An 11,740-nucleotide genomic window follows, 5' to 3' on the forward strand; every position below is an offset into this window, starting at 1 on the left:
GTACAAATAGACCCGCGTGACGCCCTCACGCGGGAGATGAGAAGACATGACAAATAGTTTCCGGGAGCAAATCGTCGAGAGGCTTCGTCTCAGACTCGCCGAGGCGGATCTGCCCTTAGAGACCATCGAGACGGCGGCGGCCGAGGTGGCCTATATCCTGGGGAGGCTGGTCGATAGCCAGGCCTTTGACGCTGCGGCAAGACAGATACTCCAGCGTTACGCCGAAGATTGGGCCGAGCAATCCTCAAAGCGACTCCTTGAGACTCACGAGGAGGGCGTAGCCGATCTCGTGCATGGCATGACCGACAGCCAGGGGAGAACCCGCGCGGTTCGCGCGCTTAAACGAGCCTTGATGGATACCCTCGACGGCGTTGAGCGCCCGCCCGACGACATGGGGCTCATCGAGGATGACGATGCTTAAGACACCAGTGATCGAATACCGAAACCTGAAATGGGAGAGACGATGAACGATGCCGTACGCGTCCGGTTCGCACCCTCGAACACGGGCCACCTTCATATCGGAGGGGCGCGAACCGCGCTCTTCAACTGGTTTTTTGCCCGCCACACCGGCGGCACGGCGATCCTCCGCATCGAGGACACCGACCAGGAGCGATCGACCGAGGCGTACTACGACGCCATCATCGAGGCCTTCGAGTGGCTCGGGCTCGATTGGGACGAGGGCCCCTACCGCCAGACCGAGCGCATGGCGTTGTACACCGAGGCGGCCAAGAAAATGCTCGATGCCGGCACAGCCTATCGCTGCACCTGCACGCCTGATGAAGTGGACGAGATGCGTAAAAAAGCCCGCGCCGAGGGGAGAACGCCCAAATACGACGGCACCTGCCGGGGCCGCTATGACACGGATCCCGACCTACCCTTCTGCCTTCGCCTCAAGGTCCCCGATGAGGGGGAGACCGTGGTGGACGACCTACTTGCCGGGCCCGTCACGTTCCAGAACGACCAGCTCGACGACATGGTAATCGCCCGCACCGACGGCACGCCGACCTACAACTTTTGCGTCGCCGTGGACGACATCGACATGAGAATCACCCACGTCATCCGGGGCAACGACCACCTCTCGAACACGCCAAAACAGATTTTGGTCTATCAGGCCCTTGGCGAGTCCCCGCCGCGTTTCGTCCACATCTCGATGATCCTCGGCTCAGACAAAAAACGCCTATCGAAACGCCACGGCGCCACATCTGTTCTCGAATTCCGCGAGCAGGGCTATCTTCCCGAGGCATTCATCAACTATCTCGTTCGCCTGGGCTGGAGCCTGGGCGATCAGGAAATTTTCTCGTGCGATGAGATCATCAAAAATTTTTCAATAGAAAACCTCAACCTCTCGTCCGCCGTCTTAAACCCCGAAAAAATGCTCTGGACAAACCAGGAGTACATCATGAAAGGGGATGCGGGCAGGCTCCTTGAATTGCTTGAAGAACGTCTTCGCGCCCGCGGGCTCGCGCCCGAGCTTCTCTCGCCAGAGGCGCGCCTCGGCGTCGTCGAGGAACTCAGGACGCGCGCTAAAACGCTTGAAGAGCTAGCCGATGGCGCAGCGTTTTTCTTTTCCCCTGGCGTGACTCTCGACGAAAAAGCGGCTGCTAAATTTTTAATATCCGATATCGCCGCCCCCCTCGGGCGGGTTCGCGAGGCCATCGCCGGCGTCGAGCCCTTTGCTCCCGAGGGCATTAAAGAGGTATTCGAGGGCGTGCTGGAGGCCGAGGACATGAAACTGGGCAAGCTGGCCCAACCCGTGCGCGTCGCCATCACAGGCGGCACCAAGAGCCCGGGAATCTTCGAGACGCTGGCGCTACTCGGCAAAGAGCGCTCCCTAGAGCGCCTCGACGCAGCCCTGGCCCGCATCGAAAACCCCTAAACCACAAATAGCGCCCAGTGGTTTGCCTGAAAAGGGATTTTTTATTAAACTCGCCGCGAATTTCGGGTGGTCCGGGACGTCCAGAGTTTCCCGGGCGGATTCGCCCCGAGCTTCGTTGGGGGATCGTCTAGCGGCAGGACACCACACTCTGGATGTGGGAACTCAGGTTCGAATCCTGGTCCCCCAACCACTCTATTTCTTATCCTTCGATAATTCGAATTTCATTTCAGATTACTCGCCAAAGCCCCGGTATTACGGGGCATAGCCCAAATTTAAAATACACTCTTATCTAGAGAGACGCTCCAGTCCCTCAATCTTCACTCCAGCTAGCTAAAAATCTCCGCGGGCCCTTTTCGTAGTCCCACTTGAGGGGCTTCCACGCCATTGTATTGAGTATACATTTCGGATTTTCTAGGTTTTTGGGGGGGAGGAGATGACCCCCCAAGATAGGAGGGGAAAGCATATTTTTGAGCGCGGGCAGCCTAGCTTAGGTAAAACCCAGCGTTTCTCTTTGCTCTTTCCAGTCCAGCGGGAAACGGGTATCGCGCATCAGGCGGGAGGCCGTGAGCTCTGGCGGCTGGCGGCCATTAAGAATGGCTTTTGTAATATCTGGGGAGAGGAACGTAAGCCTCACAATACGCGTAAAATAGGAACTCTCTACCTTTTCACTTCTGGCGATTTCCCTAAGGCCCGGCGCCGACGACCCGGAAATCGTCGGCGGGCTTCGAATTTTTGACAACACGGACCCCGTGAATCCCAAATTTATTAATTATGTTGAAACAGATGGGGCCGGAGTCCACCGGCCCGTTTACGACAAAAACCGCAAACTCCTCTATAGCTCAAGCAATAAAGACGGTTTCGATAAATGGGTATTGCTGATACATGACATGAAAGACCCTTGGGCCCCCGAGCTTATTGGCACGGCATGGGTCCCTGGCCAGCGCGAGGGAGAGGAAATTACATGGGACCTTCCATGGGCACCGGATGCAGTCGGACATGGGTGCCAAATTCATGAAGGGAATCCTTTCGGGAACTATGTAACAGCCGGGTGCTGGGACGCAGGAGTCGCTCTGTTTGATCTGACCGACCCGGCAAAACCCGAATTCATGTGGCGCCACAGCCCCCACGAGACGCATGGCTGGTCAGGTGGATATCACACTTTTCTCGTACCCCCGGGATCAGAGTTCGCGATCGCTACCCACGAAACCGTAACAGTAAACTGTGAATACCCACCTGCGTTTGTGTCTTTTTACGACATGCGAAACATCAATGAGCCGCTCCTGGCAAGTACGTTTCAACCCTACCCGATTGACCCGCTCACGATGCGACCACTCGATAATTCATGGTGCGAAACGGGAAGCCGGTATGGGGCGCATAACGTCTGGCTTGATATGGAAAAAGACGACCTGATGTACATCTGCTGGTTCAATGCGGGATTACGAATCGTAGACTGGTCGAATCCATTTGAGCCAAAGGAAGTGGGGTACTACATTCCGGCAGGAAACAAGGAAAGATTCTGCCCGCAAAGCAACGATGTCTTTGTCGATAAAAAGACGGGGCTAATCTACATGAGCGACCGCTGGGGGCTGGGCTTACATATTCTTGAATACACGGGTTAATTTTGGATGAGGCGCAGTGGATGGGAAAGGATAAAGTGGTGCGATGAATTTATAGCTGGTGTGCCCTGGTCCAGCGATATTCAGATCGAATTTGCTTGAAAGTATTGCCATAGTATTTTATTGACAATAAAGATATCTAGCTAATAGCTATTCTTACCCTAAGCAAGAAGGGCATTTTTTAGCAAACACCTCCATTCATTACTTTATCAAAAATCATGTAATTCTAATTCATCGAAATTATTGAACTGTGTTGACACAATTCAATTTAAGCCAGATGTAATTTATTTTCATTTCTTATCTACTCAAATCGTATAGGGAGACATTCGAATGAGCAGGCTTCCAGACATTTCCGAGGATCAATTAACCGAGGAACAGAAACCAACATATGATGAGTTGACTGCCGGGCGCGGGGTTCGAGGCCCCTTTAATGCATGGTTGAGAGTTCCCGAGTTCGCCGATCTCGCTCAAAAAATGGGCAATTACCTTCGTTTTCGCAGCTCTGTTTCCAAAAAATTAATCGAGTTCGCCGTCACGATCACTACTCGTCACTTAAGCGCACAATACGGATTCCTGTCGCACTCCAAACAGGCCCAGGAATTGGGCGTGAGTCCAGATGTCATTTCTGCAATCATTGAACGAAGAAAACCTAATTTTCAAGATGCGGAAGAAGAAGCCGTTTACGATTTTTGCCAGGAGTTGAACGTAGAGCATGTTGTAAGTGATTCAACTTATCAGGTGGCTTTGAAAAAATTTGGAGAAAAGGGCGTGGTTGATCTCATTGCCGCCTGTGGTTATTACACCCTCGTTTCGATGACGCTCAATGCGACGAATGTAGGTATTGCCGAGGGAATAGATCCCCCGCTTCCAGACTAACCACAGGGTGGGCGGACTCCATATCCTTCACAAAAAAAGTGATATAGCGGAAACCTCTCCTTGAATCAGTCAATGCCTCTTCAGAGGGAGTGGCGGGCTTTCGATATTAAGGAGCTTGAGCAACATATCGCCGAATCGAAGGGCATGACGCCTGAGTTTGTTCCGGGCAAAACCAGCCCTCTGGACAAACTGCGCCGGGTGCTCCAAGACATCCACCTCCTCAAATCCGAGAACATCCATGTAAAAAGCCTCCATTGCTTTGATGTTCCACGTTGCGATCCCTATATCCACGCTGCTCTGCGCTATATCAAGCATATCTAACCGCAAATCATCAATTGTATAAGTTTATCGGCCCGATCCTGCTTATCGAGATCACGACAGGTATCGATGATCTCCTGGAATTGGCTCGCTGGGATCGGTATGCCGGGAATGATGTCGATTATTCGGCGCGCCTCCTCGTTGAAATCCCACGCAAATTCTAATCCAGTGGATTGTTTTGTGTAGCTCTTGCCGTCTTTGGTGAAGATCGTGATTCGCGGGCCAAAGAGCGTCATCTGGTGAGATGGAATAATCTTCACTCGATTCATGAGTTCGAGCACCTCGGGCGGATCGTCAGCCCCAGTCAGATCGATATTTAGCCCTCGCAATACAGGATAGCTGCGCTTCACTACTCCATAAGCCGTGTAATAAGAGGTGCCTCCCACCCTTGGCTCCCCATCTTCTCGCCGGCTCGGGAAGGCAGGACTGGGATATTGCGTCTCAAGCCAATTTACCACGGCCTCGATACGATCAACGTCTTCATAGTTGATATTGTTTTCCTCACAAAGGCTCGCCGTAACATCAATGTGGGCCAGGTTGTATCCCGTTATGGAATAGATGCGGTAGAGCGTCTCAAGAAACATCCATTCTTTTCCCAGATTGGCTGTGATGTTATCCAGACTGGTTTTGGTGTCGCCGACAAAACTGCGGGTGAGATCCCCCCTATTGTTGCCCGTATAGGCGTGATAAAAACCCGCATCCCCTTCGAGAACGGTTTCACCACCGATGTGCCCCCGCTTGGCCAACGCGACAGCCAACATGGCGTTACGTACAGCCGCGCCTTCTCGTAGCGCTTGGCCACCGCTTCGGGGACCCTCCAGATTGCCTGCTGCCAGGTTCACGCAGAGTGAGATCGTACTGTTCAGCTGGTCTTCAGTGAAGTTCATAATTTTCGCGGCGGCGATAGCGGGCCCAAAGATTCCAAATACCGGGCCTGCGTGAAATCCCCGTGCCATTACCGTTGGAATAAAGTCGGCCGCCATCCGCTCCATAACCTCGTAGCCAGCTACGAGACCAGTGATGAAATTTTTTCCAGATGCGCCCTCGGTCTCAGCCGCCACAAAAGCACCCGGGACAATGCTTGAGCCAGGGTGAGTGAGCATGCGGAAGGAGTCGAATTTACCGCCAGCCTGCGCCATCTCGGAGTTGGCAAATGCGGCGCCGCCCTTTGTCGATTTTGCCCCGCTCACCATAATTGTGGCCCCGTTCTGCACGCCCGACTCTTCCTCTATGATGAACTTCATTGCTTTTTGACCACCAGGGGTTTGATGGCCGAGAAGTGTCGAAGCAAGAGAATGCAGAGTGACCCCTTTGGCGCGATCTTTCACCTTGAGAGGGATATCTTCGTAGCGTAGCCCTGCCACCCACTGCGCGAGTTGTCGACTAAGAGATGCCATTAATATTCCCTTCAAGTCTCATGAGAAAAGTAATTGCACGATCGATGTTATGGATAAATTCATATCAAAATCAGTAAAGAAGCTACACACCTGTTCTCAGCAAAATAGCATGCTTTGAGTTTATATTTTTTTTTAGGGGGCTCTCCAGTTGAGTTTGATGGTGCTACTAGCAAGGGGTAATCCCGCCTGGCAGTTTTTTATATCGCCTAATTTTTAGGGCCATAACTATTGTTTGAATAATGGCGAATATAATCGCATAATTTAGAAAATTCAAGTTTATGAAAAAAATCTCCTTTGTGATTTTAATTTTCTAAAAAGACAATAAGGATAATTGCTATGGTTCCAATAGATTTAAGCGGAAAAGTAGCTCTAATTACAGGGGCAAGCCAAGGCATCGGGCGCTCTTGTGCCGAATGGCTCGCTAAAGCAGGTGCCACCGTCGCCCTAAATGCACGCAACGAGGAGTTGTTAAATGAAGTGGCAACAGGAATCAGTGCAGAAGGTGGCGTGTCCAAGTTGCTTCCAGCAGATCTCACCTCTCCAGGACAATCAGAGTGGATTGTTGATGAAACCGTTCGCCAGTTTGGCGGCCTAGATATTCTTGTAAATGTAGCAGGCGTAAGCCGACGGTCAGACCCGGCTAATGTAACGGATGAAGATATCGACATTGCCATTGATTTAAAACTTCGCTCGGCGCTTCGCGTGACTCGGATGGCGATTCCTCATATTCGAGCCAGAGGTGGAGGCAGTATTGTCTTCACTGGAGGGATAAGTCAGCGACAATCATTAGAGTTTAATGGGTCGGGATGTATACCAAATGCAAGCCTTGCAGCCTACAAACACCACCTCGCTCGCCGCCTTGCGCCTGATGGAATTAGGGTGAACCTTTTAGTACCAGGAGTCATCGAGACTCCCCGCATGGAAGCTGGTAATCGGCGCGTCTCTGAGCTTAGCGGAAAAAATCTTAATGAAATCGAATCCGAGCGCATGACATCTATCCCGATGGGGCGATTTGGAACGCCGGATGAGTGTGGCAAAGTTGTTCTTTTCCTGGTTTCTGATCTCGCCTCTTTTGTCACCGGGGAATCTCTTGGTGTAGATGGCGGGGTATGCGATGGGATCCGCTATTAGAGAACGGTGCATTCGCCTGTGTATGTCGTTTCAATATCTATGGCATAGGAATAGATGAACTCCCCTGGCTAGCAAATATCTACCAGATGTATAAATGAATATTTATACCGTCCTCCCATTACGAATTCAGCGTCAATTCACTGGAACTTTTTATCCACACAAGGAGTAGCAGAGAAGGATCTAGAAAAGTCTAACAACCCAGCCATTAACTCTCTCTAAATTTCTGTACTTTGCTACTTCGAATTTTTCTGTTTCCCTTACTTGTCCAGGCAATCTTTAGCGACTCACATTAAAGAAAGAACCGGTGTAATTTTTTTCGCATAAGTCCAATGAGCAGCAGAGTGACTACCTTAATTATCTTCGTCGATATTAGTATTTAATATCCTGCCCCAGATTATCGCTCAAGCGGCGAATGACGTCGTCGGCATCTTTCGCCTCATTATAGTCTTCCCCCAAAACACCACTGCCGGCCGGACTTTTCACGACAAGGCTGACGCATTTTTCGTCAAGTGTTGTTGCTCCATGTCGAGTATTACGTGGAATATGGAGGATATCTCCAGGTCCCACAATACGTTCCTCATCCCCAAGGATAGAGAGTCTCCTACCCTCAAGTATGAATACGAATTGCTCGTCATTCGGGTGATAATGAGGCTTGGAGCCTTCACCTTTATAGTAGGTGACGATTCCAAACTTCATGAGCTCCCCGACGATGCTTTGAATCTCGGCTAGCGGGCTTACCTCTTCTCGTTTCATTCCAAGATCATGAATGTTGTAGTAAGGCATAATATTTTCTTCTCCTTAAATTCGTTCAGATTCAGTGTGTTCGTCATTCCTCCTTGCATATTTCTCTAAAGACACAGTCGGACTGACAACACTTTTATTTTACCGCAAGCTATTTAATCCGACAATACTGCCGATTTGTCGTACGTGAGCACATTCATTAAATGGGCGAAGCGATAAAAGCTAGGAAGACTTCATTTCGTCTCAAATAATATCCGAAATTAGAAGACATGCATTCCTACACGGAGCCTCCCCTACTCGTCTCATTATTGCTCTAGACAATCTGCCGAATAATATCTTTGATGTTGATTTTTTATCAGAATGAATCGTGTGGTTCCTTCGAGGGCATAATGATTTAAATATTCATCAGCCTAGGCCTTTAATTGTCTTCTATTGAACGTTCTCCACATCTTACATCGATTCAGAAATTTAAAATTGAGGTTAATGAAATGCTTTCCCAATTAATATTACCTAAAAGGTTATTCGCAATTTGTTAACATGCAAACGTTGACATTCACCCCAACTCTAGTCACTAGTTTCAGCAAAATCACAAAATCAATCTTTCCAGCCCAAGAGTTGAGGAAGTTACCTGCCAATTCCCCTGATCGCTGTTTAGCAATTTCAAATAGATAGGGAGGGATTAAATTCGAGTATTTTCAGGGCGTTTCACTCTTGTCGTTATGATAAAATATTTTTTCTTAACTTAATAACTACTGAAGCAGTGCTCCTATGTAGTTTACTCAATGTGGAGCAGCTTTTTTTATCCAATTACTGGTCGTTTTTTATAAAAGTCCTTTCTACTTCTTGTTGCGCTTGATAAATCAATCCGTTTCGCTGTTCATTAAAAAGGAGATGGCGTTATGAAAACAGGATTAAAGATATTAGGGATAACTGCACTAGCATTGAGTTTTGCTCTCGGCAATGTGGGGAAGAGCCAGGCAGAACTTAAGTGCCCAAGGAACATGATCACCTGGGTTGTTCCCTTTGGTGCTGGCGGAGGAACGGACCGCTGGGGTCGAATTCTTTCCTCTAGTTCTTTCGATGCGTTTGGCATGGCCATGCGTGTAGTGAACAAGCCAGGCGCCTCGGCGATCGTGGGCTGGAAATATATATTGAGCAAGAAGCCTGATGGTTGCACGATTTTACAGGCCAGTCCGACACCAATTATTGCACTACTACGGGAGAAGAAGCCTCCCTTGAGAACCGATCAAGTAAAGATCGTGGCCCTCGCATCCTCGTTTCGCTCTATCTTGCTGAGCGCTCCTGAAAAACCCTGGGCCAGCCTCGACGGTTTAAAGGCTTATGCCAAGAAAAATCCTGGACAACTTACCCTCGCCGGAACACAGTCCCACTTGCTGGGACAGACTTTTTTTTTAAAATCAACTCGGATTGAAAGTAACAGCGGTACCGTATTCAAGCACAGGCAAGGCAATCAGTGATTTTGGGGGTGGTCACGTCAATCTTGTGGGTATCACCGCTTCCTCGGGCGCAGGCTTGATTCCCAAGCGAGCGACTCCCATAGCCAATACAAGCAACATGCCAATAAGTAAAAAACTTATAGCTTTTAAGGGCCTTCCCACGGCCAAGGAAGCTGGCGCAAAGCCAATCAGCTTTCCCCGCTGGATTGGAGTGCATCCGAATACCCCAGACGCCATCGCAGATGAGACTTCAGACAAAATCGGAATCCTGCTCAAGCAAAAATCCATCAAACGGCTGCTCAAGAAGATCGGGGAAGAAATTATTTTCTCCCCTCGAGCCAAGGCAGCGGCGCAGTACAAGGACATTGTTACAAAGATGACTAGCGCCGTATCTTTGCTGAAGAAAAAATAAACATTTCTTTCTTTGGATTACTGGCCGGGCCGCTAAGCTGGCGGCCCGGCCAAATTATGGAGATAAAATTCTTTTGTCCGCTAAAAATCCCCTAGAACGCGATGAACTTCTAATGTGGATAAGGACGAACCGCGGCGTTGGCACTATCCTGACTACTTGCCTAGGGCTGTATTTACTTTACCTGCAACTTTCGCCCTGGGTACATGAGAAACTTCGTGATGACTTTACTCTCGGATTTTTTCCGGTGACGGGCGTCATATTAATGATGATGTGTACTTTTGCATTGATTTTTGATGGCCACCACAACGAGCGGACAGAAGATCTTGAGCACATGCGCTGGAGGTGGTTTTTCTTCTGCGTCGGAGTTTTGATTGCCTGCGGGGTTTATTTTTACCTAATCATCGAAATCGGTTTTTTATTAGTGAGTCCGTTTTTTTATTCTTATTCATTTTCACTTTAGGATTGCGACCTTGGACAAGCTGCCTGACATCGGGCGTAGTCATGACAATTTTAGTTTGCGGATTATTCAAGTTGATCGGGATTGATCTTCCTCCAGGCATTTTACCTTTTTAAATATTCATTGGCGGGCTGATGGACGTTTTTCAGGTAGACCCTTTCTTTGACGCATTAGAACTGGTTTTCACTTTTCGAACCATGTACTGGCTCGCGATTGGAGTGACTATCGGCGTGGGAGTGGGCGCTATTCCTGGCCTCACGGCCTCGACGGGCGTCGCATTAATGCTGCCCCTTCCTTTCGCGATGGATACTGACTCTTCCCTGGGTCTTTTAATCGGTCTTTATAAAGGAGCCGTTTACGGGGGGTCCTTATCTGCAATCAGCTTCGCTACACCTGGCACACCCGAAGCAGCCGCCACCGTCTACGACGGCTTCAAGCTCATGCGCCGCGGCAAGGGGAAAAAAGCGATCTTGATGGCACTTTATGCCTCCGTCACCGCTGATACCCTCAGCGATGTGATTACCATCGTCATTGCCCCCTTCTAGCTATTATCGCCCTCAAATTCGGCCCCTCGGAAAGATTCTGGCTCATGATATTGGCGGTGGCGTTGCTCGGTGCTCTAAGCGGTCGACACCTCGCCAAAGGAATGCTGAGTGCGGCTGTCGGACTTTTCGTGGGCACAATTGGCTCGGACCCAATTGGCGCAGTTTCTCGCAACACCTTTGGCATCTGGTAGCTCGAAGAGGGTATTCATCTCATCCCGATGATGATCGGGATTTTTGCGATGTCGCGCATGCTGGAGGAATGCTCGATACACCTTCGCGAAAACCAGAAAGTTCAATCCGCCAAGAGCGCAATTGCAAGTATTTTTACTACTGGCTCCGAGGGTCTTTCGTTCTGTGAATACCTAAGCTGCTGGAGGGAGATAAGGATAGGGCTAGGCGTGGGCTCGTTCGTTGGCATGCTGACAGGATTGGGAGCAACAGCAGGAGCTTTTTTATCCTACAGCGTGGCAAAGCAGGCCTTTCCTGAAAAGAAATTGGGCTCTGGCGTGTTAGAAGGCATCGCCGCCGCCGAGGCGGGGAATAACGCAACTGTTGGCCCCACCCTCATTCCGCTCCTAGCATTCGGAATACCGGGGAGTTCATCGGCCTCCCTAATAGGCGGGGCATTAATGCTTCACGGGGCTACGCCCTCGCCGAGAATGTTTGAACTCTATCCAGAAGTAGTTTATTCGCTGTTCATTATACTGTTTATAGGAAACTTTTTTAACTTGGCAATCGGCAGATTTTTCGCCCTGATTTACGCCCGACTAGGCCAGGTTCCCAGATATCTGGTCATTCCACTGATCAGCATGATGGCCGTAATTGGAAGCTATTCTTTCCAAGGAAATCCCTACGATGTCGTGATCATGCTTTTTTTGGGTTTATTGGCTTCGGAATGCGGACCCTCGGCATAC

15 protein-coding genes and 1 tRNA gene are annotated in these 11,740 nt (G+C 49.8%); 13 read left to right on the top strand and 3 right to left on the bottom strand.

Translation table 11 applies throughout. The features are described 5' to 3' along the window. Positions 1 to 46 precede the first annotated feature (46 nt). The 3 genes from HOJ95_13470 to HOJ95_13480 all read left to right on the top strand — a co-directional run bounded on the left by HOJ95_13470 (position 47) and on the right by HOJ95_13480 (position 2,066). Positions 47 to 421, top strand: a complete 375-nt coding sequence (locus HOJ95_13470; protein ID MBT6395707.1) for a hypothetical protein — start codon at positions 47 to 49, stop codon at positions 419 to 421. 42 nt (positions 422 to 463) lie between these two features. Continuing rightward, positions 464 to 1,876 (top strand): glutamate--tRNA ligase, encoded by a 1,413-nt coding sequence (gene gltX / locus HOJ95_13475; GenBank protein ID MBT6395708.1) that lies wholly within the window; start codon positions 464 to 466, stop codon positions 1,874 to 1,876. 116 nt (positions 1,877 to 1,992) lie between these two features. Continuing rightward, a tRNA-Gln gene (locus tag HOJ95_13480) sits at positions 1,993 to 2,066 on the top strand. 297 nt (positions 2,067 to 2,363) lie between these two features. Here the strand turns inward: HOJ95_13480 and HOJ95_13485 are convergent. Next, on the bottom strand, positions 2,364 to 2,615 hold the full coding sequence (locus tag HOJ95_13485; protein MBT6395709.1) for a hypothetical protein: 252 nt from the start codon (positions 2,613 to 2,615) through the stop codon (positions 2,364 to 2,366). 10 nt (positions 2,616 to 2,625) lie between these two features. Here HOJ95_13485 and HOJ95_13490 point away from each other — a divergent pair, with 10 nt between their 5' ends. From HOJ95_13490 to HOJ95_13500, 3 genes are all read left to right on the top strand, one after another. Then, positions 2,626 to 3,495, top strand: a complete 870-nt coding sequence (locus HOJ95_13490; GenBank protein MBT6395710.1) for a hypothetical protein — start codon at positions 2,626 to 2,628, stop codon at positions 3,493 to 3,495. A gap of 327 nt (positions 3,496 to 3,822) precedes the next feature. After that, positions 3,823 to 4,368, top strand: coding sequence for a carboxymuconolactone decarboxylase family protein (locus HOJ95_13495; protein MBT6395711.1), 546 nt, complete (start codon positions 3,823 to 3,825; stop codon positions 4,366 to 4,368). A gap of 60 nt (positions 4,369 to 4,428) precedes the next feature. Continuing rightward, on the top strand, positions 4,429 to 4,689 hold the full coding sequence (locus HOJ95_13500) for a hypothetical protein (protein MBT6395712.1): 261 nt from the start codon (positions 4,429 to 4,431) through the stop codon (positions 4,687 to 4,689). Here the strand turns inward: HOJ95_13500 and HOJ95_13505 are convergent. Next, complete coding sequence (locus HOJ95_13505; GenBank protein ID MBT6395713.1) at positions 4,686 to 6,083, bottom strand: hypothetical protein; 1,398 nt, start codon at positions 6,081 to 6,083, stop codon at positions 4,686 to 4,688. The genes HOJ95_13500 and HOJ95_13505 overlap by 4 nt on opposite strands. 336 nt (positions 6,084 to 6,419) lie before the next feature. Between HOJ95_13505 and HOJ95_13510 the strand changes: the two genes are divergently transcribed. After that, on the top strand, positions 6,420 to 7,214 hold the full coding sequence (locus HOJ95_13510) for an SDR family oxidoreductase (GenBank protein ID MBT6395714.1): 795 nt from the start codon (positions 6,420 to 6,422) through the stop codon (positions 7,212 to 7,214). Positions 7,215 to 7,583: 369 nt separating this feature from the next. Here the strand turns inward: HOJ95_13510 and HOJ95_13515 are convergent, their stop codons facing one another. Next, positions 7,584 to 7,997, bottom strand: a complete 414-nt coding sequence (locus HOJ95_13515; GenBank protein ID MBT6395715.1) for a cupin domain-containing protein — start codon at positions 7,995 to 7,997, stop codon at positions 7,584 to 7,586. A gap of 857 nt (positions 7,998 to 8,854) precedes the next feature. Between HOJ95_13515 and HOJ95_13520 the strand changes: the two genes are divergently transcribed. The 6 genes from HOJ95_13520 to HOJ95_13545 all read left to right on the top strand — a co-directional run. Then, positions 8,855 to 9,433 carry a hypothetical protein gene (locus HOJ95_13520; GenBank protein ID MBT6395716.1) on the top strand — a complete coding sequence of 193 codons (579 nt, stop codon included), beginning with the start codon at positions 8,855 to 8,857 and terminating at the stop codon, positions 9,431 to 9,433. Continuing rightward, the gene (locus tag HOJ95_13525; GenBank protein MBT6395717.1) at positions 9,384 to 9,824 is read left to right on the top strand and encodes a hypothetical protein; all 441 of its coding nucleotides are present in this window, start codon (positions 9,384 to 9,386) and stop codon (positions 9,822 to 9,824) included. The genes HOJ95_13520 and HOJ95_13525 overlap by 50 nt, the downstream gene beginning before the upstream one ends. 73 nt (positions 9,825 to 9,897) lie before the next feature. Beyond that, the gene (locus HOJ95_13530; GenBank protein ID MBT6395718.1) at positions 9,898 to 10,284 is read left to right on the top strand and encodes a hypothetical protein; all 387 of its coding nucleotides are present in this window, start codon (positions 9,898 to 9,900) and stop codon (positions 10,282 to 10,284) included. A gap of 131 nt (positions 10,285 to 10,415) precedes the next feature. Beyond that, positions 10,416 to 10,826, top strand: a complete 411-nt coding sequence (locus tag HOJ95_13535; protein MBT6395719.1) for a tripartite tricarboxylate transporter permease — start codon at positions 10,416 to 10,418, stop codon at positions 10,824 to 10,826. Between the two features lie 2 nt (positions 10,827 to 10,828). Continuing rightward, a complete protein-coding gene (locus HOJ95_13540) occupies positions 10,829 to 11,017 on the top strand; it encodes a hypothetical protein (protein ID MBT6395720.1) in 189 nt (62 codons plus the stop codon). 27 nt (positions 11,018 to 11,044) lie between these two features. Then, positions 11,045 to 11,740 (top strand): tripartite tricarboxylate transporter permease (locus HOJ95_13545; GenBank protein ID MBT6395721.1); only part of this gene is annotated, 696 nt, incomplete at its 3' end.

It is taken from the genome of Nitrospinaceae bacterium, assembly GCA_018669005.1.
In the GTDB taxonomy this organism is placed as follows: Bacteria; UBA8248; UBA8248; order UBA8248; family UBA8248; genus UBA8248.